The 22,575-nt window shown below is 67.6% G+C and carries 19 protein-coding genes and 1 pseudogene; 6 read left to right on the plus strand and 14 right to left on the minus strand.

From position 1 onward, the window contains the following. Positions 1-2 precede the first annotated feature (2 nt). The 12 genes and pseudogenes from flhA to CSW63_RS23450 form a co-directional block, all read right to left on the minus strand. Positions 3-2,105, minus strand: coding sequence for a flagellar biosynthesis protein FlhA (flhA, locus tag CSW63_RS18635; protein WP_062098637.1), 2,103 nt, complete (start codon positions 2,103-2,105; stop codon positions 3-5). A 124-nt stretch (positions 2,106-2,229) separates the two neighbouring features. Then, positions 2,230-3,597 carry a sigma-54-dependent transcriptional regulator FlbD gene (flbD, locus tag CSW63_RS18640; RefSeq protein ID WP_062098639.1) on the minus strand — a complete coding sequence of 456 codons (1,368 nt, stop codon included), beginning with the start codon at positions 3,595-3,597 and terminating at the stop codon, positions 2,230-2,232. Positions 3,598-3,630: 33 nt separating this feature from the next. Continuing rightward, entirely contained in the window at positions 3,631-3,963 is a 333-nt protein-coding gene (fliN, locus tag CSW63_RS18645) for a flagellar motor switch protein FliN (RefSeq protein WP_062098641.1), read from the minus strand. 15 nt (positions 3,964-3,978) lie between these two features. Then, positions 3,979-4,617 carry a FliH/SctL family protein gene (locus tag CSW63_RS18650; RefSeq protein WP_062098643.1) on the minus strand — a complete coding sequence of 213 codons (639 nt, stop codon included), beginning with the start codon at positions 4,615-4,617 and terminating at the stop codon, positions 3,979-3,981. A 10-nt stretch (positions 4,618-4,627) separates the two neighbouring features. Continuing rightward, the gene (gene fliG, locus CSW63_RS18655) at positions 4,628-5,650 is read right to left on the minus strand and encodes a flagellar motor switch protein FliG (RefSeq protein ID WP_062098645.1); all 1,023 of its coding nucleotides are present in this window, start codon (positions 5,648-5,650) and stop codon (positions 4,628-4,630) included. Beyond that, positions 5,650-7,311 carry a flagellar basal-body MS-ring/collar protein FliF gene (fliF, locus tag CSW63_RS18660; protein ID WP_062098652.1) on the minus strand — a complete coding sequence of 554 codons (1,662 nt, stop codon included), beginning with the start codon at positions 7,309-7,311 and terminating at the stop codon, positions 5,650-5,652. The genes fliG and fliF overlap by 1 nt, the downstream gene beginning before the upstream one ends. 18 nt (positions 7,312-7,329) lie before the next feature. Continuing rightward, positions 7,330-7,554 (minus strand): hypothetical protein, encoded by a 225-nt coding sequence (locus tag CSW63_RS18665; RefSeq protein ID WP_082749673.1) that lies wholly within the window; start codon positions 7,552-7,554, stop codon positions 7,330-7,332. Positions 7,555-7,574: 20 nt separating this feature from the next. Continuing rightward, positions 7,575-7,856, minus strand: coding sequence for a CtrA inhibitor SciP (gene sciP, locus CSW63_RS18670; RefSeq protein ID WP_010918787.1), 282 nt, complete (start codon positions 7,854-7,856; stop codon positions 7,575-7,577). A 168-nt stretch (positions 7,857-8,024) separates the two neighbouring features. Continuing rightward, on the minus strand, positions 8,025-9,797 hold the full coding sequence (flgE, locus tag CSW63_RS18675; RefSeq protein WP_062098654.1) for a flagellar hook protein FlgE: 1,773 nt from the start codon (positions 9,795-9,797) through the stop codon (positions 8,025-8,027). A 148-nt stretch (positions 9,798-9,945) separates the two neighbouring features. Further along, positions 9,946-10,626 carry a flagellar hook assembly protein FlgD gene (locus CSW63_RS18680; protein ID WP_062098657.1) on the minus strand — a complete coding sequence of 227 codons (681 nt, stop codon included), beginning with the start codon at positions 10,624-10,626 and terminating at the stop codon, positions 9,946-9,948. 11 nt (positions 10,627-10,637) lie between these two features. Further along, positions 10,638-11,162: pseudogene (locus CSW63_RS18685) on the minus strand (flagellar hook-length control protein FliK); the annotation flags it as partial. A 1,493-nt stretch (positions 11,163-12,655) separates the two neighbouring features. Next, positions 12,656-12,832 (minus strand): hypothetical protein, encoded by a 177-nt coding sequence (locus CSW63_RS23450; RefSeq protein WP_168193582.1) that lies wholly within the window; start codon positions 12,830-12,832, stop codon positions 12,656-12,658. Between CSW63_RS23450 and CSW63_RS18690 the strand changes: the two genes are divergently transcribed. From CSW63_RS18690 to mnmA, 5 genes are read left to right on the plus strand one after another with little or no spacing between them, the layout of a single operon-like run. Next, entirely contained in the window at positions 12,809-12,925 is a 117-nt protein-coding gene (locus CSW63_RS18690) for a hypothetical protein (protein WP_127847016.1), read from the plus strand. The genes CSW63_RS23450 and CSW63_RS18690 overlap by 24 nt on opposite strands. Before the next feature lie 3 nt (positions 12,926-12,928). Next, positions 12,929-15,040, plus strand: a complete 2,112-nt coding sequence (gene flgK, locus CSW63_RS18695) for a flagellar hook-associated protein FlgK (RefSeq protein WP_062098663.1) — start codon at positions 12,929-12,931, stop codon at positions 15,038-15,040. A 3-nt stretch (positions 15,041-15,043) separates the two neighbouring features. Continuing rightward, the gene (locus CSW63_RS18700; RefSeq protein WP_062098665.1) at positions 15,044-15,967 is read left to right on the plus strand and encodes a flagellin; all 924 of its coding nucleotides are present in this window, start codon (positions 15,044-15,046) and stop codon (positions 15,965-15,967) included. Positions 15,968-16,006: 39 nt separating this feature from the next. Continuing rightward, complete coding sequence (locus tag CSW63_RS18705) at positions 16,007-17,242, plus strand: FAD-binding domain-containing protein (RefSeq protein WP_062098674.1); 1,236 nt, start codon at positions 16,007-16,009, stop codon at positions 17,240-17,242. Positions 17,243-17,285: 43 nt separating this feature from the next. Continuing rightward, on the plus strand, positions 17,286-18,506 hold the full coding sequence (mnmA, locus tag CSW63_RS18710) for a tRNA 2-thiouridine(34) synthase MnmA (RefSeq protein ID WP_082749674.1): 1,221 nt from the start codon (positions 17,286-17,288) through the stop codon (positions 18,504-18,506). Between the two features lie 12 nt (positions 18,507-18,518). On the opposite strand, the gene CSW63_RS18715 is transcribed toward mnmA, so the two are convergent. After that, entirely contained in the window at positions 18,519-20,552 is a 2,034-nt protein-coding gene (locus CSW63_RS18715; protein ID WP_062098688.1) for a bifunctional diguanylate cyclase/phosphodiesterase, read from the minus strand. Positions 20,553-20,636: 84 nt separating this feature from the next. Further along, the gene (locus CSW63_RS18720; RefSeq protein ID WP_062098678.1) at positions 20,637-21,140 is read right to left on the minus strand and encodes a helix-turn-helix domain-containing protein; all 504 of its coding nucleotides are present in this window, start codon (positions 21,138-21,140) and stop codon (positions 20,637-20,639) included. Positions 21,141-21,374: 234 nt separating this feature from the next. On the opposite strand from CSW63_RS18720, the gene CSW63_RS18725 reads away from it, so the two are divergent. Then, positions 21,375-22,562, plus strand: coding sequence for an acetyl-CoA C-acyltransferase (locus CSW63_RS18725; RefSeq protein ID WP_062098680.1), 1,188 nt, complete (start codon positions 21,375-21,377; stop codon positions 22,560-22,562). Positions 22,563-22,575 lie beyond the last annotated feature (13 nt).

Consider the following 22,575-nt stretch of genomic DNA (forward strand, 5'->3'; position numbering starts at 1 on the left):
CCCTAAACCATCCCTACCGTCTTCAGCCGCGCGCGGGGGTGGATTTCGTTCTGGCTCATCACGACGGTCTGGCCGCGGAAGCGCTCGATGATCGAGCGGACATAGGGGCGCACACCCGGACTGGTCAGCAGCACCGGCGCCTCGCCAGCCAGGGCCGCGCGCTCGAAGCTGTCGCGGACGCCTCGGATGAAGTCCTGAAGACGTGAGGGCGGCAGGGCCAGTTGCTTGTCGTCGCCAGGACCGATCAGGGCCTCGGCGAAGGCCTGCTCCCAGTCGGCCGACAGGGTGATGATCGGCAGAGCGCCGTCGTCGCCGCGATTGGCCCAGCACAGCTGACGGGCCAGGCGCGCGCGGACCTGCTCGACCAGCTGAGTCACCGAAGCGGTGTGCGGCGCGGCCTCGCCGATGCCTTCGAGGATCTGCGGCAGATCACGGATCGAGACCCGCTCGCGCAGCAGCGACTGCAGCACGCGCTGGACGGTCGTGGCGGTGACCGTGCCGGGGATCAGGTCTTCGACCAGCTTCTTCTGCGTCTCGGGCAGCTCCTTCAGGAGCTTCTGCACCTCGGCGTAGGAGAGCAGGTCGGCCATGTTCTCCTTGAGGATTTCGGTCAGGTGCGTGGTCAGAACCGTCGCGGGATCCACGACCGTATAGCCTCGGAACGTGGCTTCCTCGCGCAGGTCATCGGCGATCCAGGTGGCGGGCAGGCCAAAGGCCGGCTCGCGCACGTGCTCGCCGGGCAGCTCCACCTGACCGCCGCGCGGATCCATGCACATCAGGCTGCCCAGGCGGACCTCGCCGGCGCCGGCCTCCATCTCCTTGATGCGGATGGCGTAGCCCTGGTTGGCCAGGCGCATGTTGTCGAGGATGCGGACCGGCGGCATGACGAAGCCGAACTCGCTGGCCAGGGTCTTGCGCAGGGCCCGGATCTGGTCGGTCAGCTTGCGCCCGTCCAGGTCGTTGATCAGGGTGAGCAGGCCATAGCCCAGCTCGATCTTGACGTCGTCGATGGCCAGGGAAGCGCTGATCGGCTCCTCCTCCGGCTCGGACGGCGCGGCGGCCTCCAGCTCGGCAGGATCGATCGGTTTGGGCTTCTTGGCGTCCTGAATACGCTTGTAGGCCAGGGCGCCGGCGGCCAGCGACATGGCGGCGAACGGGAAGATCGGCATGCCCGGGATCAGGGCGATGACGCCCGACGAGGCCGAGACCATGCCCAGACCCACCGGGTTCATCGCCAGCTGGGTGGTCAGGGCCTTGTCGGCCGAGCCTTCGACGCCGGCCTTGGAGACGACCATACCGGCGGCGATCGAGATGATCAGGGCCGGGATCTGGCTGACCAGGCCGTCGCCGATGGTCATGATGGTGTAGGTCGAGGCCGCGTCGCCGAACGGCAGCTTGTGCTGCACCACGCCGATGATGATGCCGCCGATGATGTTGATCGCCGTGATGATCAGGCCGGCGATCGCATCGCCCTTCACGAACTTGCTGGCGCCGTCCATGGCCCCAAAGAACGTGCTTTCCTGCTCCAGCTCCTTGCGGCGGATCTTCGCCTCGTCCTGGTTGATCAGGCCGGTCGACAGGTCGGCGTCGATCGCCATCTGCTTGCCGGGCATGGAGTCCAGGGTGAAGCGGGCCGCCACTTCGGCGATCCGGCCCGAACCCTTGGTGACCACCATGAAGTTCACGACGATCAGGATGATGAAGACGATCACCCCGATGACGAAGTTGCCCTGCATCATCAGGTGACCGAAGGCCTCGATCACCGCGCCGGCGCCGCCGGTGCCTTCCTGGCCGTGACCCAGGATCAACCGCGTCGAAGCGATGTTCAGGCCCAGGCGGTACAGCGTCGCGACCAGCAGCACGGTCGGGAACGAGGTGAATTCCAGCGGCTTCTTGATCAGGATCGCCGTCATCAGGATCAGCACCGATCCCGTCAGCGAAATGGCCAGCAACAGGTCCAGCAGGACCGCCGGCACCGGCAAGATCAGCAGCACGATGATGCCGACGACGCCCAGGGCCAGGCCCATCTCGCCGCGCATCAGCCCGTCGAGCATCGACTTGGGGCTGGGCAGGGCGGAGGCGGTCGGGGCGGCGGCGTCGGCCATTCGAAACCTTGAACCGGGGATGGGAGGCTAGGCCTTCGCTTGGAGCGATTTGCGGCCTGCGACCATCTTGTTAACCAAATTTTCTGCGGCGCGGCGCCGGACCGATGGTCGCGGCGCCCTCTGCCTACGCCGCCGCGCCGACACCGCCTTGCGGCGGCGGCACCGGCACGCCGGCGTCGGAATATTCCTTCAGCTTGTTGCGCAGGGTGCGGATCGAAATGCCCAGGATATTGGCTGCGTGGGTGCGGTTGCCCAGGCAGTGCTCCAGGGTGTCGATGATCAGTTTCTGCTCCACCTCGGCCACGGTCGAGCCGACGAAGGTGCGCGAGACGGCGTCAGCGGCCATCTGGGCGCCGCGCGCCACGGCGACATCCGGCGCGGGCGCCATCGGCTGACCGTCGGGCAGGCGGATGGCGAACTCTTCGATTTCCGGACCGGTCGATAGCAGCACCGCACGGTGCATGGCGTTTTCCAGCTCGCGGACGTTGCCCGGCCAGCGGTGAGCGATCAGGCGGCGCTTGGCCTCGGCCGAGATCGGCTTCTCGTCGATGCCGTTGGCGGCCGAGTACTTCTTCACGAAGAACTCGCACAGGCTGATGACGTCGGCCGGACGCTCGCGCAGCGGCGGCAGGCGCAGGTTCACGACGTTGAGGCGGTAGAAGAGGTCCTCGCGGAACGTGCCGTCCTTCACCGACTGGGCCAGGTCGCGGTTGCTGGTGGCCAGGATGCGGATGTTGACCTTGACCGGCTTGGAGCCGCCGACGCGGTCGATCTCGCGCTCCTGGATGGCGCGCAGCAGCTTGGCCTGCAAGCGCACGTCCATCTCGCTGATTTCGTCCAGCAGCAGGGTGCCGCCGTCGGCTTCCTCGAACTTGCCGATGCGGCGGGCCATAGCGCCGGTGAAGGCGCCCTTCTCGTGGCCGAACAGCTCGCTTTCCAGCAGGTTCTCGGGGATGGCGGCGCAGTTGACCGAGATGAACGGCGCCTTGGCCCGACGGGATTTGCCGTGGACGTAGCGGGCCATGACCTCCTTACCCGAGCCGCTCTCCCCGGTGATCAGGATCGAGGCGTCGGAGGGAGCGACCTGGTCGGCCAGCTTGATGACCTGCTCCATGGCCGGGTCGCGGACGACCATCGGCTTTTCGTCGTCGGTGACGGCGGCCAGGACGGCGGCGATCAGCTCGGCGTCCGGCGGCAGCGGGATGAACTCCTTGGCGCCGGCCTTGATGGCGTTGGCGGCGCGCATCGGGTCGGCGTCGACGCCGCAGGCCACCACCGGCACCCGCATCCGCTCGGCCTCGTTGGCGGCGATCAGGCCGGCGATATCGAGCGCGTAGTCGACCATCAGAAGGTCCGCGCCCTGCCCCGCCCGCAGCGCGTTGGTCGCCTGCTCCGTCGTTTCGACGTGCGAGACCTTCGCGCCCGCGTTCATCGCCATCTTCACGGCGACCGAGAGCTGCCCGTTCAGTTTTCCGACGACCAGAAGCCGCATCTCTTACTCTCCCTCTCGAACGACCACCGGGCGTCAGCCCTGGTCGCCGTCCTTGATGATTTCCGTCATGGTCACGCCCAGGCGCTCGTCGACGACGACGACCTCGCCCCGGGCGACCAGGCGGTTATTGACGTAGATGTCGATCGCCTCGCCGACCTTGCGGTCCAACTCCAGGATCGAGCCCTGGCCCAGCTGCAGCAGCTGCGCCACCGACATGTGGGCGCGGCCCAGCACGGCCGAGATGTTGACCGGAACGTCGAAGACCGGCGCCAGGTCCGAGGCGGTCTTGTCGCTGAGCTCGATCGGCGCCTCGGAGGCCAGCATGGCCCCACCGAATTCGTCGAGCGTGAGATTGTCTTCGGCCATCGTTCGTCAGCCTTCCTAGGTAAACAGGGGTTCGGCGTGGAGGCCTTCGGCGGCGATCGCCGCCTCCAGCGCCTCGGCGACGCGCTGCGCGGCGCCGTCGGGGTCGAAGGCCGCGCGGCCGTCGCCCCAGTCGAAGGTGAAGGCTGCGGGGGCCATGGCGCCGTCAGCCCGCGCCACGATCTGGCCTTGAAAGCCGATCTGGGCGGCGACGTTCTCCAGCGCCTGCTGGGTGCGCTCCTCGAGCTCGGGCGAGACCCGCACGAAGATGCGGGGCTGCGACTCGACCTCGCGGGCCAGCGCCTCCAGCGCCGCCGTGACCGGGGCCTCGGGGAAATGGGACAAGGCCGCGTCGGCGATCTTGCGGGCGCAGGCCAGGGCCAGCATCGCTGAGCCCTCGCGATGTTCGTGCGCCACGTGGGTCAAGGTCTCGAACGCCTGCTGCACGGCGTGCGCCACCTCGGCCAAGGCTTGGGCCGCTTCCTGCTCGGCGCGGGCCACAGCCGAGCGTTCGCCCTCGGCATAGGCCTGCGCCTTGGCCGCCTCGACCTCTTCGGGCGTAAAGGTCTTCTTCACCCGGGGCGGCGCGTAGGCCACGCCGCCATTGTCGTCGAAGACGGTGTCGAAGGAGAACTTGCGGTGAGGGATGTCGGTCATCGCATGCCCCTCAATAGATCAGTTCGTCGTCGGAGCCGGAGCCGGCCAGCATGATCTCGCCCTTGGCGGCGAGATCCTTGGCGACCTGCACCATGCCCACCTGGGCGGCGTCGACGTCCTTCAGACGCACGGGGCCCATGCTTTCCATGTCCTCGCGCATGATCTTGGCCGCGCGCTCGGACATGTTGGAGAAGAACATATCGCGCAGCTTGTCCGAGGCGCCCTTCAGGGCCAGGCCCAGCTGTTCCTTCGGCGTGCTGCGCAGCAGGGTCTGGATACCGCCGGGGTCCAGCTTCGAAAGGTCCTCGAACACGAACATCAGCGCGCGGATGCGCTCGGCGGCCTCGCGGTTGCGCTCTTCGAGAGCGGCGATAAAGCGGGCCTCGGTCTGGCGGTCGAAATTGTTGAAGATCTCGGCCATCATCTCATGGCTGTCGCGCTTGGACGTACGCGCCAGGTTCGACATGAATTCGGTGCGCAGCGTCATCTCGATCTTGTCGAGAATTTCCCGCTGCACCGGTTCCATCCGCAGCATGCGGGTGACGCATTCCAGGGCGAAGTCTTCCGGCAGGCAGGCCAGCACGCGGGCCGCGTGGTCGCTCTTCACCTTCGACAGCACGACGGCGACGGTCTGCGGGTATTCGTTCTTCAGGTAGTTGGCCAGGACGGCTTCGTTCACGTTGCCCAGCTTGTCCCACATGGTGCGACCCGCCGGACCGCGGATCTCCTCCATCAGGGCGTCGACCTTTTCCTGCGGCATGAACGAGGCCAGCAGACGCTGGGTCTGCTCGTAGGAGCCCATGATCGCGCCGGTGGAGCTCATGCCCGACACGAACTCGACCAGCAGGTCTTCCACCACAGAGGCCGAGACGGTCCCCAGGCCTGCCATGGCTTGGGAGACTTCCTTGATCTCCTCGTCGTCCAGGGCTTCCCAGATCTTGGTGTGCTCCTCGCCGAGGGCGAGCAGAACGATCGCGGCCTTTTCGGGCCCCGAAAGGTTCTTCACGTCATTGACGGCGACTTTCATGGCCATCAGCTCGACTCGTGCAGCCAGTTACGCAGGATCGCGACCGACTCGTCGGGGTGCTTGTCGACGAACTCGGAGACGCGCTTGATCGACGAAGCCTTCACCTGGCCTTCGATCTTGGCGATGTCGATGCGCTGGTCGATATCGCTCGGCGCCGGGCCGGCGATGGCGATCGGCTCGCCCGACTGGTCGACGACCACCTGTTGCTGGGTGCCGTCCGACAGGGTCACGAGCCGGGTGACGGGTCCGCCCGACGGACCGGCCAGGGCCATTTGACCCGGCGCGGGCGCCGACAGGTTCTTGATGAACGGGCGCACCGCGAACAGCAGGATCAGCAAGGCGACGACGGCCAGAACGCCCAGCTCTGCGAAGCGCATGATGTCGTTCTTGTCGAGACCCGACAGCAGCCCGGCCTTTTCCAGTCCCTGGTCCTCGGGCTGCGGGAACTTGATGTTGGTGACCTTGACCTGGTCGCCGCGCGCGGCGTCGAAGCCGACGGCGGTCTTCACCAGTTCCTCGATCTGCTGGATCTCCTCGGCGGTGCGGGGCGTGTAGGCGCCGGGCTTGCCGTCCTTGCCGATCGGAGCCGAAACGCCGTCGATGGCGACCGCGACGGCGATCTTCTTGATCGCGCCGGGCTCCTGGACGGTGGTCTTCACCGACTTGGAGATTTCGTAGTTGGTGACGCTGTCGTTCTGGCCCGAGCGCGAACCCAGTTGCTGGAACCCGTTGGCGCCTTGGCCGCCAGGAACATTCGCCGCAGCCGTGACCCCGGCATTGTCCTCGTTCTTGTTTTCCTGGCTGGAGGCTTCGGTGGTGCTTTCCGAGCGAACCACCTGGCCGTCGGGATCAAAGCGCTCTTCCTGGGTGGTCACGCGGTTCAGGTCGAGGTCGGCGGTGACATTGACCCGCGCCTTGCCCGGGCCCAGCACGCCTTCGATCATGTCCTTGACGGTCTTGGCGATGCGGGCCTCGACCTCGGACTTGCGGTCCTGAGCCATCTTGCCGGCCAGGCTCTCGTCGCTGGGAGCCGACAGCGTCTTGCCGTGCTGGTCGATGACCGCGACCTTTTCGGCCTTCATGTTCGGCACGGACGACGAAACCAGGTTCTGGATCGCGCGCACCATGTCCGACGAGGGCTCGCGCGAGCCGACGCCGATGGTGACGGCGGCCGAGGGCTGCTCGGCGTTTTCCTCGAACAGCTGACGCTTGGGCAGCACCAAGTGCACACGGACGCTGTTGACGCCCTGCATCGCCTTGATGGTGCGCTCCAGTTCGCCCTGCAGGGCGCGCTGGCGGTTCAGTTGCTGGACGAAGTCGGTCTGACCCAGCGCGTTGCTGGTGTCGAAGATCTCGTAGCCGATCGAACCGGAGCTCACGAGACCCTTGCCGGCCACCATCAGCCGGGCGCTAGCGACCTTGTCGCGCGGCACCATGATGGTCGAGCCGTCGCCCTTGGTCTCGTACTTGATGCCCGCCTGATCCAGGGCCTGGGTGACTTCCGAGGCTTCCTTCAGGTCGAGGTTCGAATAGAGCAGCTCATTGGGCTCCTTGCCCATGAACATGACCAGGGCCACGAGCACGGCGACGACACCCGCGCCGACGCCCAGCATCGCGGCGAGACGCCCGACGCCGAACTGCCTGATCGAACCCAGAAAGCTTTCCACGAAGCCCCATCCCCTGCGTCAACAATCCCCGAGGGGACGCCCGCCGAATGCATACGAAGCGCTCGCCGGTAGGCAGGATTTACCCAGTACAAGGTAAACGAGGCGTTTATGTTTGCCGGTCTCGCTGCTTTCCCGAGGCGCCAAAACGTCGCGGCCGCGCCCTTTCAGGCGCGGCCGCTGAACGTCGTCAAACCCTTCCGGCGCAAGGCCGACGGGGTTTTCGAGGCAAGGTGGGGCGGTCACATCAACACACCCCGCTCGCCTTAACGGTACTGCTGGATCCGCGTGGTCCGCAGGCCCGCCAGACCGTGCCGATCAATCGACTGTTGCCAGCTGAGGAACTCGTCGTTCGTCAGCTTGTAACGATCGCACGCCTCGTCGAGCGAGAGCAGACCCCCGCGAACGGCGGCCACGACCTCGGCCTTCCGACGGATGACCCAACGCTGGGTCTCCGCGGGCGGCAAATCCGCCAGAGTGAGAGGCGCACCGGTCGGACCGATGACGTACTTTTCACCCCGGCTGTTGGTGCGCTGCTGCTGCAACATGGCTTTACGCCTTTCCCACAACCATCACTGTTGAAGGCCACTATAGGCGCCGCCTAATAACAGCGGCTTAATTCCGATAGTAAAGCAAGGCCTAAACAAGATGGCTCCCTAGCACTCCCCAGTGTTTCAATTTGAAACACAAGAATTAAAGAACGTTAAGCCCCATGATTAGCGCTTAATATTCAACAGCTCCTCAAGCATTTGATCGGCCGTCGTGATGATCTTCGACGAAGCCGAGTACGCGCGCTGAGTAGTGATCAGGCCGGTGAACTCCTGCGACAGGTCAACGGTCGAGGCTTCCAGCGTAGAGGGCGCGATCACGCCCGCCCCGCCCTCGCCAGGAGCCTTCAGGCTGTAGGTGCCGCTCTCGTTGGTCACGCGGTAGGCGTTACCGTTGACGCCCTTCAGGCCGTTGGGGTTCGAGAAGGTGGCGATGGCGACCTGCGCGATCCGGCGGGTGACGCCGTTGTCGAAGATGGCCGAGACATAGCCGTCCTCGTCGACCTCGATGTTGGTCAGGTTGCCGAACGCCGTACCGTTGGTGTTCACCGACTGCACGACCGACTGGCTGTTGTATTGGGTCAGGCCGCCGGCGGCGTTGGCGAGGTCGATCTGGACCTCTTGCGTGTCGATGCCCAGACCGTCGGCCCAGGTCGGCGGAGCCGGCGGCTGCACGGCCGGCGGCGTGACCGTCGGAGCGACGTAACCGGAGTTCTTGATCGTGATCGCCGTCGGGCTGGTGGTGCCGAACAACCCGCCAGTGCTCTTCAGCTTACCGTCGGTGGTGAACTCGATGATGCCCGTGCTGATCTGGCCGTTGGCGTTGTTGGCCAGGTCGCCCGGCTTGGCGCGCAGTTCGGCGTACCACTGGTTCGGCCCCGGCGCCTTCAGCAGAGACAGCGTCACGGTGCGCTGGCCGCCCTTGGAGTCCGACAGCGGAATCTGGATCTCGAAGTCCGGCTTCACGCCCTTCGAGGTGTCCTTGGCGTAGTCCGACATCGACCAGGTTGAAGGATCATAGAGCTTGCCGAGCTTGGCGTCGGCGTCGGTGTCGATACCGAGGTCGGCCAGCGACACGGTGGTCGGCGTCGCGGCGGTGTCGATATCGACGTCGGTGATCGTGCCGTTGCCGGCAGCCGCGCCCTTCGGCTTCAGGTCCGATGTGGCGATATTGCCGGTGGTCGCGTCATAACCGACCACGCCGGAGGCGATGACGACGCCGTTTTCCTTGATCTCGACCTTGTATTCGTTGTTGCCCGAGGCGGCTGGATTGGCCACGCCGGTCGAGCTGTAGATCACGTCGTAGGACCGAGCGGTCGTCGCCGGGGTCGTGGCGACATTGGTGAACGACGCCGCGCCCGCCGTGCCGACCTTGTAGGAGACGGCGGCCGCCACCGGCTGTTCGGAGCGCAGGTTGGCGTTGACGCCCACGCGGGTGGTCTTCTCGGCGGTGCCGCCGACGCTGCCAACGTTGATCGACGACAGCTGCGTCAGATCGGACGGGTCGGGCGTGATCGTGCCGCTGACCGGATCGGCCAGCCAGCCTTGCAGATAGAGACCCGCGTCGTTGCGCAGGTAGCCCAGGCTGTCCAGCTGGAACGAGCCCGCGCGCGTGAAGGAGCGGGTGTCGGCCGCCGTCAGGTTTTCCGGCTTCTCGGTCGTCACGAAGAAGCCAGAACCCGAGATCGACAGGTCAAGGTTCGAGGTCGTCGACTGAGTCAGGCCTTGCTGGCTGATGAACTGGTGCGTCTGCGCCTTCACGCCGCCGGCGCTGTAGGCCTGGCTCTTGGTGCCCGAGGTCACCAGGGTCGAGAAGTTGGAGGTCGAACGCTTGAAGCCGACGGTGTTGACGTTGGCGATGTTGTCCGAGATCGCGGCCAAGGCCGACGAATTCGCGATCAGGCCAGAGACGCCGGCGAGCATGGCGCTGTTGATGCTCATGACTGAATTCCTGCTCAAAAAGGGGGTCGAGGGTTCAGCGCTGTTTGCGTTTGGATCCGCAGGAAGACCGTCTTCCGGGGACCGCGTCGGCGTCATTCTGACGCCCGGTCGATTGGGGGTTCAGGCCGCCAGGACCTGTGAATGGGGGCTAGGCCGCGGCCTTGATGCCGACGACGTTGTCGACAGGGATGGTCTTGCCGTCGACAACCACCATCGGCTGGCCGGTGGCGTTGTCGACCGCCGAGACCACGCCTTCGGCGCGGCCCTTGATGTTGGTCACCTTCAGCTCCTTGCCGTCGCCGCCCTTGGCGGTGACGGCGATGGTGTAGACGCCACCGTCGGGCAGCTGGGCGCCGGCGTCGTCCTTGCCATCCCAGGTGATGGTGTGGTCGCCGCTCTTCTGGTCGTCCGGGACCAAGGTCCGCACCACCTTGCCGGCGGCGTTCTTGATCTCGACCTTCAGCGAGGTCGACGCGCCCGGCTGGGTCCAGGAGAAGGTCGCCTTGCCGTTCTTCAGGGTCGAGTTGTCGGTAATGGCGCTGACCTGCTTGCCGATCATCGACACGCCTTCAGACAGGCCCGTGCCCGAATTCATGCCCACGAGCGCGGCCAGAAGATCGTTGGTCACCAGCTGCTGCTCCACGCCGGTCATCTGCGTGATCTGCTGCGTCATCTGGGTCGTGTCGGTCGGCGACAGGGGATCCTGGTTCTTCAGCTGCGTGGTCAGCAGCTTCAGGAAGGTCTCCTTGTTCGTCGTCAGCGACGTCCGGGAATTGTTGATCCGGTCAAGGACCGAGGCGGTGTTTTGCGACGATACGGCGGTGGCCATGTCGGTCTCTCCTAGATCCGGATGTCCAGACCGCTGTCGGCGACGGTTTTCAGGCCGGGCAGCAGTTCGGGGGTGATGGTGATGTCTTCCTCGCCGGTGAGAGCGGCCTGAAAGGCGCGCCCCGGGAAGGCGCGTTGTCCCTGGTCGCCCCAGCCTTCGAAGGCGAAGAACGGGTTCTGGCTCTGTCCGCCCTGACTGGAGACGTCGAAACTCAGAGCATTGTCGGCGACGTTGAAGCCGGCGTCGGCCAGGGCCTGGCGCAGCTCATGGGCCTTGCCGCGCAGTTCCTGGGCGGCGTGAACGGTGTCGAAGCGCATCGACGCGGTCAGCGCGCCGTCGCGGCCGATCTCGATCCGCACGTCGACCTTGCCCAGGCCTTCCGGCGTCAGGGCGACGTCGAAACGGGTGGTCTTGGCGTCGGCCTTCTTGACGATCTCGGCCGACAGGGTCGCCACGGTCTCGGGCGAACCCCGGACCGGCGCCGACGCCGCGCTCGACGTCGCGGTGGCGGCGGCCTGGAGCACCGGCGCGGCGGGCGCCGCCGGCGTCGTCTCGACCTTAGCCTCGGCAAACGCCGGGGCCTCGACCGTCGTCAGGGCGGCGCCCTTGTCAGCGCCCGCCTCGGTTCCGGTGTTCTGGGCGCCGGTCTCGCCGCCCGTCGTAGCCGCGCCGGCGGCCGTGACGGCCTCGGCGGTTTCAACGGCGACAGCGCCCTCGAGCGCAACTGCGGCGGCGGGCGACGCGGGCTTGGCGCTCTCGACGGTCTTGGAGTCGCCCTTGGTCTCTGACGCCGTGGCGACGGCGGCGGACGCCGCCTCGGCGGCGACGGTGATGTCAGGCGACGCCTTGGCCGTCGCCGTCGTGTCGGCGGCGACGGTCGTCGTCGAGGCCGTGGCCGTGGGCGAAACGACTTGGACTGGGGCTTGAGCCTCGGTCGGCTGGGCGACACCGGTCGACGGATCCGGCTGCGGCGTCGCCACCGTTTCGGCGGCGTTGGCGGCCGGACGGACAGGCGTCGAGGTCGGCGCGCCCTGCGAGATCGGCGTGGCTTGCTCGGTCGACAGCTGGGCCAGCGCCTCCAGCACGGCGGACGGCTGGGTCTGGGTCGCAGGGACGGCGGCGGTGTCGGCTGACGGTGCGGCCGCGAGGTCGGAGACCGGCGCCGGGATCGCGGCGGCGGCTTCCGCCGTCTCCGGCGTGGACGCCGTCGGAGCGGCGGCCACGACCTGCGGGTTGGTGTCCGCAACCTGGGAGGCCAGCGGCGCGGCGGCCGGCGCCGCATCGACGGGGCTGGCGGCGAGCGGGGCGGTCAACGCCGCCGGCGTCTCTGCGGTCATCGCCGTCGTGGAGGCCGCGACAGCGGCGGAGCCTTCAGCCTGGACCGTGCTCTGGGCCTCAACGGCGCTCGCGACCTCTGTCACCGGCGTCGACGGGGCCGTCATGGCGGCGATGAGGGTCGCGGCCGCCTGAGCCTCCGCCCCACGGGTGTCGGTCGAAACCTCCTCATCGCTCGGCGCGTCGGCCTGAGCGGTCTGGGAGCCGTCGGCGTCACGCTTGTCGCCTGCGTCTGACACGGTCTCGGCGCGGTCGTCTCGCGCCTCGCCGGCCTTGTCGGCGGCGGCGGCCCGCGCATCGCGGGCCTTGTCGGCGGCGTCGGTCGAGCGGGTGTCGGACGCGGCCTTCGCCTTGGCCGGCTTGTCGGCGGCCTTCGTGTCGCGGTCGTCGTCGCGGTCGCTCGCCTTGCTTTCCGAGCGGTCGGCCGTCGAACGCGGTGCGACAGGCGCGCTGTCCGACCGGCCGGCTATGGCCAGCAGGGCGTCGAAGCCGTCGGCGGTCGCCTTGGCGCCGCCGGCCTGGGTCGGCGCGGCGGGAAGAGCGGCGGTGGGTGCGGCGATCGCGGTCATTCGCAGTCGTTGCTCGGTTGGCGGCGCTCCATGACGGACACGCCTTCGCCGCCTCCTCAGCAACGGTCGGGCCAACTCGTAGAAGATCAGTCAAGCCACTGTTTTCATTGACTTTAATGCCTTGTTTACGAAGAAAAATGCGCCGGACGCGGCGCTTTTTGCCGAGTTCGCGCCGCCGCGAAGGACGGGAGTTGCCGCGTCGCCGGGTCGCGCTCCCGGTTGGCGCCGTCCTTGCGGAAGACATCTCGTCGAATTTCCGGCAGCCGGAACATATCGCCATGAATTTCAATGGCTTGGCACATCAACAGGGGGCCACCCCCACCGCGACCCGGCAAGTTTCGCCGGGCAAGGGCGCGTCGTGCGTTGCGCGGTTTGCCGAGCCGAAGGAGGCCTGATCCATGTCGCTCAACGCGATCATGAGCACGGCGACGTCCGGCATGATGGCCGCGCAGACGGGTCTGCGCGTCACATCGGACAACATCGCCAACGTCAACACCACCGGCTACGTCCGCAAGACGGTCAGCCAGTCGAACCTGCTGTCCAACGGCATGGGCGTGGGCGTCAGCATCGACGCCATCAAGCGCGCCACCGACCGGTTCCTGCAGTCGGCCAGCCTGAACGCCGCCTCGGAAAGCGGCCGCGCCGCAATCGTGGCCAGCACGCTCAACAGCGCCCAGCAGTTGTTCGGCGACCCCAGCGGCAAGACGGGCTTCTTCACGGTGCTCGACGACGTCTACGCCGCGTTCTCGTCGGCGCAGGACGACCCGTCGTCCAGCCTGCTGCGTACCCAGGCCCTGACGCGTCTGGACGACTTTCTCAGCGAGTCCGCGCGGATCACGTCTTCGCTGTCAAAGCTGGGCAAGGACGCCGACACGCGGATCGCGGCCAATGTCGGACGGGTCAACGACCTGCTCAGCCAGATCGACGCCCTCAACAACGACATCACCCGCGCCAAGGTCGCGGGGGCCGACGCGACCGGCGCCGAGAATGTGCAGGGGGGGCTGGTCGACGAGCTCTCCAAGCTGATGAACGTGCAGGTCTCTCCGCGCTCGCTGGGCGGCGTCGTGGTGCGGTCGACCGAGGGTCTCAACCTGGCCGGCGACGGCGCGGCCAAGGTGACCTACCAGACATCGGCTACAGCGACAGGCTACCTGACCGTCCAGCTCGCCAATGGCTCGGAATACCCTACGCCGTTGAACATCTCGAGCGGCGAGATCCGCGGTCTGATGGACGTGCGCAATCTCGACCTGGTCAATCTGTCCGATCAGCTTGGCGAGTTCACCTCGCGCGCGACCGAGGAGATCAACCGCGCCGCCAACGCCGCCTCGGCGGTCCCCGCGCCGACCAGCCTGAGCGGCCGCAACACCGGTCTGGACGCCCAGGCGGCGATGACGGGCTTCACCGGCAAGACCACCATCGCCCTGACCGACTCCAGCGGCGTGATCCAGCGGCGGATCGACATCGACTTCGACACCGGTTCGATGACGGTCAACGGCGCGGCGGGTCCGGCCTTCACACCGGCCAACTTCATGGCCCAGCTCAACACCGCCCTCGGCGGCCAGGGCGCAGCCGGCTTCTCGAACGGCGCGCTCAGCATCAGCGGCGTCGGCGGACTGGGCGTGGCGATCGCCGACGACGCCACGACGCCCTCCAGCAAGACCGGCAAGGGCTTCAGCCACTATTTCGGCCTGAACGACATCGTCCGGACCAAGGGCTATTCGCCGTATGAGACCGGCCTGACGGCGGCCGATCCGAACGGCTTCACCAGCGGCTCGCTGACCATCCGCCTCACCGATGTCGAGGGCGGACGGATCCGCGACGTGCCGATCACGCCCCCAGTGGGCGGCACGATGCAGGATATGCTGGACGCGCTGAACTCGCGCAGTTCGGGCGTGGGTCTCTATGGGCAGTTCACGATGAACGCCAAGGGACAGATCAACTTCACGTCCAACTCGAATACGCCGGTGACGATGTCGGTCGTGGCCGACAATACCGAGCGCGGCGTCGGCGGACCTTCGGCCAGCCAGCTGTTCGGCATCGGCCCCGCCGAACGCAGCACGCGGGGCGAGAAGTTCTTCGTCAACACGGCGATGGACCAGAACCCGAAGCTCCTGCCGTTCGCCAAGCTGGACCTGACCCAGACCGTGGGCGGCAAGGCGGCTCTGGCGATCGGCGACGGGCGCGGCGCTCTGGCGCTGGCCAATGCCGGCGAGAGCGTGACCACCTTTGGTGTGGCCGGCGACACGGCTTCGGTGACCATGTCGGTGGCGCGCTACGCCGCCGACTTCGGCGGCTCCATCGGTCGTAAGGCCGCCACGGCCGAAAGCCGCAAGGACGCCGCCGCCGCCGTTTCCGGCGAGGTCGACAGCCAGCGCCAGTCGAAGGAAGGCGTCAACCTCGACGAAGAACTGATCAACCTGACCACCTACCAGCAGGCCTTCAACGCCTCGGCGCGCCTGATCCAGGCCACCAAGGACATGTTCGATGTGCTCACCGGAATCCTGGGGTAAGCGATGACCCGCGTCTCGACCATCCAGAACTACAACATCATGACGTCCAACCTCATGAAGGCGCAGATCCGCCAGAATGAGGTCGGCGGCCAGGTCGCCAGCCAGAAGGTCGCCACCGACCTGCGCGGCTACGCCAAGAACGCCGAGGTGCTGACGGCCATGCGCAGCACCCAGACCAAGATCAACGGCCTGCTCGACCAGACCAAGCTGGTCAATAACCGGCTCGAAATGCAGAACACCGGCATCGAGCGCGTGGCCGAGGGCACCAAGAAGGCGCGCGAGGCCATCGCCAACGCCCTGGCCGCCGGCAACGCCACCACCTTGATGCAGCAGTTGCAGGCCGCGTTCGGCGAGGTCGTTCAGGGCGTCAACACCAAGTCCAACGGGCTCTACGTGTTCTCCGGAGCCCAGACCTCGACGGCGACCACCACCGCCAGCAGTATGGCCGATCTGACCGCAGCGCCCTCCACCGCGTCGCTGTTTCAGAACGACCAGTACATCACGACCAACCGCGTGGACGAACAGACCAACGCCAAGACCGGCGTCCTGGGGGACGCGCTGGGAACGCCCACCTTCGACGCCTTCAAGCAGATCCAGGCCTATGTCGACGCCAACGGCGCCTTCACCGGCAACCTGAACGACACCCAGGTCACCTTCCTAAAGGGCCTGCTGTCGACCTTCGAAGGCGCCTACAAGTCGGTGATCGACATCCAGGGCAAGAACGGCGTCAACCAGAAGCGCTTCGAGGCCGCCGAAACCGACCTGTCCAACCAGGCCGACACCCTGACCACCATGGTCGGCGGCATCACCGACGTCGACATGGCCGAGGCTATCACGCGCCTGGAGGCCGCCAAGCTGGCGGTGCAGGCCTCGGCTCAGGTGTTCACCAGCCTGCAGGCCTCGTCGCTGCTGAACGTTCTGAAGTAGGGCCGCATCCGCCCGGCCCGCCTGGCCGTAAGCGGAGACATGAACGGGCCCTTCTCGACCTGGACCGCGACGCGCGACGCCGCCTTGGCGCGCCTGGACGCCTTTCTGCCGCACGCGGGCCGCGCCTACGCCGCGCGGCGCAACCACGCGGTCGAAGCGCCTACCGTCTCCGGCCTGTCGCCCTATCTGCGCCGACGCCTGGTGACCGAGCGCGAGGTGCTGGCGCGCGTTCTGGCTCGCCACGACGAGACGACAGCCGAGAAGTTCATCGACGAGGTGTTGTGGCGCGCCCACTTCAAGGGTCGCCTGGAGGGCCAGCCTGAGATCTGGACCCGCTACCGCGCGTCGCTCGCCCAAGGCCAGACGGCGCTCGATCGCGACGACGCTCTGGCTCGCCGTTACGCCGAGGCGGTTTCGGGTCGCACCGGGATAGACGCCTTCGACGCCTGGGTCGCTGAACTGGAGGCGACCGGCTATTTGCACAACCACGCCCGCATGTGGTTCGCCTCGATCTGGACCCACACCCTGCAACTGCCCTGGGCGCTGGGCGCAGCCTTCATGTACGCGCGGCTGCTGGATGGCGACCCGGCCGCCAACACCCTGTCCTGGCGCTGGGTCGTGGGCCTGCACACGCCCGGCAAGACCTATCTGGCGCGAGCCGACAACATCGCGCGCTATACCGGCGGACGCTTTGAGCCCCGCAGCCTCGCGGCGGACGCCCCGTCGCTGGAAGAGCCGCCGTTCATCGAGCCGTGGGCCGCGCCGGTTCTGGACCGCGTCGTTCCGCAAGGCCCCTTCGTGCTGCTCGTCACCGAGGAGGACCTGCATCCTGAAAGCTTTCTGCCGGGCGACGGCGCGCGGGCGATCCATGTCGTCGACGCCGTGGAGATCGACGGCCAGCCTCGCTCCAACCGCGTTCAGGACTTCGCCGGCCAGGCTCTGGACGACGCCGCCGCGCGCCTCGCCGCCGCCTTTCCGCAGACGCCTGTCCGGCGCGGCCCGCTGAACGCCCAAGCCCTGGCGGACGCCGCCTCGGTCGCGGGAACCAAGACCCTTGTCACCCCCTACGCCGCGATCGGACCGACACGGGATCGGCTGGACGCCCTGGCGCCCGCTCTGGCCGGACGGGGCCTCGTCTTGAAGCCTATCGCCCGCGCCTATGACGCCTTGACCTGGCCGTACGGTCGCGGCGGCTTCTTTGGCCTGAAGAAGCGGATCCCGCGCCTGCTGGACCAACTGGACCTGCGGCCGGCGCATCAGCCGGCCTTACTGTAGCCCTCGCCTCGCAAAATCCGGGTCGAACCGCTATATGGCGGCGATGGACTTGGCCTCGATCAATACGACCCTCGCCCCGGACTCCGACACGCTGATCGCGCGCGCGGTCGAGCAGGCGCGCGCCGCCGTCGGCCTGCCGGAGGGCGCCCGGATCGTCGCGGCGATGTCAGGCGGGGTCGACTCGACGGTCACCGCCGCCCTGCTGGCGCGCGCCGGCTATGACGTCGTCGGCGTCACCCTGCAGCTCTACGACCACGGCGCGGCGATCTCGCGCAAGGGCGCCTGCTGCGCTGGCCAAGATATTCTGGACGCGCGCATGGCCGCCGAGCGCATCGGCATCCCGCACTATGTGCTCGACTACGAGAGCCGCTTTCGCGAGCAGGTCATCGAGGACTTCGCCGACGCCTATCTGCGCGGCGAGACGCCGATCCCGTGCGTGCGCTGCAACCAGACGGTCAAGTTCCGCGACCTTCTGGACGTGGCCCGCGACCTGGGCGCCGAGGCGATGGCCACCGGCCACTACGTCCAGCGCGGCATGCCGGCCGGCGCCAACCGTCCGCAGCTGCGCCGCGCCGCTGATCCGGCCAAGGACCAGAGCTATTTCCTGTTCGCCACGACGCGCGAGCAGCTGGACTTCCTTCGATTCCCGCTGGGCGGCATGGACAAGCCGACCGTGCGCGCCGTCGCGGCGGGCCTTGGCCTGGCCATTGCCGACAAGCCCGATAGCCAGGACATCTGCTTCGTCCCCGAGGGCAAGTACACCACCGTCATCGACCGCATCCGCCCGCAGGGCGCGGAGGCCGGCGACATCGTGCACCTGGACGGCCGCGTGCTGGGCCGCCACGAGGGCGTGACCCGCTACACCATCGGCCAACGCCGAGGCCTGAACATCGCGGTCGGCGATCCTCTCTTCGTGGTCAGGATCGACGCCGACAGGCGTCAGGTCATCGTCGGCCCGCGCGAGGCCCTGCTGACCGCCGCGCTCACCCTGAAAGAAGCCAACTGGCTGGGCGGCCACGACAGCCTGGAGGCCGCCGCCGAGGACGGGCAGCGGGTGCTGGCCCGCGTGCGCTCGACCCGTGAGCCGGTCCCGGGGCGTCTGGCGATGGTCGACGGCGCGCTTTCGGTCGTGTTCGACGGCGCCGAGGAAGGCGTCGCGCCGGGCCAGGCCTGCGTGCTCTACGACCCGGCCGATCCCGAGCGGGTGCTGGGCGGCGGCTTCATCGCCGGCACGACACGAACCATGGACCTTAAGCCCGCCTAACCGACTGTCGTTTCAGCCGGCCTCGCGGCGGGGGTCCCCCTCCCATTCCGCAGCATCCGTCGCGCGGGCGTGTCGGCGGCGCGCGGCCGACACCGCCTCGCCGGTCAAGTAGCCGGGCACGGTCTCGGCCGGCATCGGTCTGGCGAAGTGATAGCCCTGCATGACCGTCGCGCCCAGCGCCGCCACCCGGTCGCGTTGGGCCTCGGTCTCGACGCCTTCGATCACGCATTCCATGCGCAGGTTGCGGCCCAACTGCAGCACCGTGCGAACGATGTCCTCGCTGGCGGGATTGTGCTCGATGTCCGAGACGAAACTGGCGTCGATCTTCAGCTTGTCCAGCGGCAACAGCCGCAGGTGGCTGAGGCTGGAGTGGCCGGTGCCGAAGTCGTCCAGCGCCGTGCGAACGCCTAGAGCGTGGAAGGCGGCCAGCGCGTCGCGGGCCTGGTCGAAGTCGCAGACGATGGCGGTCTCGGTGATCTCGAAATCGATGCGGTGCGGCGCGATGCAGCTGTCGCGGACGATGTCGAGCAGCCGCCGGACGTTTTCCATCGAGGCGATGTCGCGGGCCGATAGGTTGACCGACACCCGCACGTCCATCGGCCAGGCGCGCATTTCGCGCAGCGCCTTGGCGAGCAGCAGACGCGTGATCTCGACGATCTGGCCCGAGCGCTCGGCGGCCCGGATGAAGACGTCGGGGCTGATCGGGCCGATCTCCGGGCTGGTCCAGCGCGCCAGCGCTTCCAGCGCCACCGTCCGCTGCCCGACGATATCGACCAGGGGCTGGAAATGGACGCTCATCTCGCTTTCGAGATCGGCATGGCGCAGCGAATGTTCGACCACCGCCATGTCGCGGATCGCCGCTTCGTGGCGCTCGTCGAACACCACGGCCGTGCCCTTGATGCTCTGCTTGGCGTGATAGAGGGCGTAGTCGGCTCGCTCGAACAGCTGCTCGCTGGTCTCGCCGCCGCTGGGGAACGGACAGAAGCCGATCGAGGCGCCGACCTGGGCGCGGACCCCGCGCAGGTCGTAGGTCGCGTTCAACGTCGCGCACAGATCGCGACCCAGCTTGCGCAGCGCGTCAGGCTCCAGCACAGCGTCTATGATCAGGCCGAACTCGTCGCCGCCCAGCCGCGCCGCCAGCAGGGGCGGACCGTCGAACCCGGTCAGACGCCGGCCGACTTCCGTCAGCAGGCGATCGCCCGTGGCGTGGCCGAAGGCGTCGTTGATCGGCTTGAAGTCGTCCAGATCGATCACCCCGACCACGAAGCCGCCTCCCGACTGACGGGCGGCGTTCACGCGCGCATCCAGCTCGGCGAAGTAGCGGCGACGATTGGGCAGCTCGGTCAGGCTGTCCAGATTGGCGAGGCGGTCATTTTCGTCACTGAGTCGGCGTGCTTCCTCGGCCTTCTGCAGCAGGGAGACCCGCGACCGCACGAGGTCGGCGAATTCGCGGTACTGAGTCAGCAGGATGACGATCATCACCGCCGAGACCACGACGATATTGGCCGCCATCGCCCGGAACACAGGCTCTCCCGTCGTGGCGAAGAACGCGACCATCGAGCCCAGTACGATCACCGTGACCAGGATGGCCGCGCCGCGCAGGTGCATAAGGCAGAAGATGCAGGCGATGACGGTGATGGCCATATAGAAGGCCACGTGGCCCCTCTGGTAGGCGTCGCCATAGGGATAGAGCGACAGTGACCATCCCGCGAACAGGGCGGCCAGGACGCCCGAGGTTTTCAAGGTGCTCGACAGCATCCGAGCGGCTTGATCCGGGTCGACGTCCTCGCCGCCGATCCTCAGCCAGCCGACGCTTCGGATCGCGCAGACTACGGTAAGAACAGTGGGCAAGCCCATGTTGAGCCACAGCGGCGCGACACCGAGATGGCTGGCGGCGAGGGCGTAGGCGTTACCCAGCACCACCACGTACATCAGCGGCACCTGCCAGGAGAGCGCGCGCGCCTGAGCGATGACCAGTTCAGGCTGGTCGCGCTGGATGATGAAGAGACTCGTGAACCGCTGGACGAGGGTGGAAGCGCCGGACATGCGCCGGACCATGGTCGGAGAACGGTGAAGTCTTCCCAAATCCGGTCCGCGCAAGGCGGGCGACGGATTGTCGCAGACCGGCGCCTATTCGGCCGCGATCTTCACCGCGTCCAGCGCCTCGCCAACGGTAGGCGCGGTGAGGTCCTGCGGTCCGGCGCGTTCCAGCTCGCGGCGATCCGCGACCTGGCCGCAAGCCTCGCAGGCCAGCACCGGATGGAAGGCGCAGCCGCAGGTCTTGTGCCGGAACAGCACCGGCGACTTGTCGCGGCCATAGACGTGGCGGTCTCCCCATTCGGCCATCGTCAGCAGCACCGGCGACAGCGCCAGGCCCTTCTCCGTCAGCCAGTACTCGTGGCGCGGCGGACGCTCGGAATAGCGCCGGGTCTCCATCACGCCATGCCCGACCAGGCTCTTCAGACGCGCGGCCAGGACGTTGCGGGCCACGCCCAGGCGCTCCTGCCACTGCTCGAAGCGCTTCACCCCAGCGAAGGCGTCCCGCAGGATCAGCAGGGTCCAGGGATCGCCGACGACTTCGAGGGTGGCGGCGACCGAGCAACGTTCGTTCGTGTAGTCAGCTGTACGGCCCATGGCGCGAAGGTGCGGCGTTCCGCGAGGGAAAGCAAGAGAGCGTTGCGTTTGAAGATGAACCGGCGTAGGTTTTTTTTCGCAATTGACTCTCTCGGTTCATTGCCACCTGGCGAGCGGCTCGCTTTTCCGGCGGCGCCGCTCGCCCCTTTCACATCACGTTTCCGCAACCCCCTTGCACGAACAGACGCGATGAGAGCCTATCCCGCCCCAAAAGACCTTCAGGGAGCTTGATCCATGTCCGCCGCCGATCCCGTCGTCATCGTCTCCTACGCCCGCACGCCGATGGGGGGCTTTCAGGGCGCGCTGGGCGGGGTGAAGGCCACTGACCTGGGCGCGACGGCGGTCAAGGCCGCGATCGAGCGCGCCGGCGTCGCGGGCGACAAGGTCGAGCAGATCATCATGGGCTGCGTGCTGCCCGCCGGCCTTGGCCAGGCCCCGGCCCGCCAGGCGGCGCTGGGCGCGGGCCTGCCCCTCTCGGTCGAGGCCACCACGGTCAACAAGATGTGCGGCAGCGGCATGCAGGCCGCGATCATGGCCCATGACGCCCTGGCGGCCGGCAGCGTCGACGTCGTGGTGGCCGGCGGCATGGAGAGCATGACGGGCGCGCCCTACCTGATGGCCAAGCACCGCGGCGGCGCCCGCATCGGCCACGACCAGATCTGGGACTCCATGTACCTGGACGGCCTGGAAGACGCCTACACCCCCGGCAAGCTGATGGGCGCCTTCGCCGAGGACAGCGCCCAGACCTACCAGTTCACCCGCGAGGCGATGGACGACTACGCCACGCGTGGCCTGATGAAAGCCAAGGCGGCGGTCGAGAGCGGCGCGTTCAAGGCCGAGATCACCCCGGTCAGCGTGGTCACTCGCAAGGGAACCGAGATCGTCGACACCGACGAGCAGCCCGGCAAGGCCGACCCGGCCAAGATCCCGACCCTGCGCCCGGCCTTCAGCCGCGACGGCGGGATCACGGCGGCCAACTCCAGCTCGATCAGCGACGGGGCCGCGGCCCTGGTCATGACCCGTGAGAGCGTCGCCAAGGCGCTGGGCCTGCCGATCGTCGCCAAGGTGGTCAGCCACGCCGCCCACGCCCACGAGCCGGGTCTCTTCACCACCGCCCCGGTGCCGGCCATGCAGAAGGCCCTGAAGAAGGCCGGCTGGGATGTCGCCGACGTCGACCTGTTCGAGGTCAACGAGGCCTTCGCGGTCGTGGCCATGATCGCCCAGAAGGAGCTGGGCATCCCGGATGACAAGCTCAACGTCAACGGCGGCGCCTGCGCGCTGGGCCACCCCATCGGCGCCTCGGGCGCGCGCATCCTCTGCACCCTGATCGCGGCCCTGCAGTCGCGCGGCGGCAAGAAGGGACTGGCCTCGCTCTGCATCGGCGGCGGCGAAGCCACGGCGATGGCGGTGGAGCTGGTCTAGCGGTTCCTTTTTC

It is taken from the genome of Caulobacter sp. FWC26 (assembly GCF_002742645.2).
Taxonomy (GTDB): domain Bacteria; phylum Pseudomonadota; class Alphaproteobacteria; order Caulobacterales; family Caulobacteraceae; genus Caulobacter.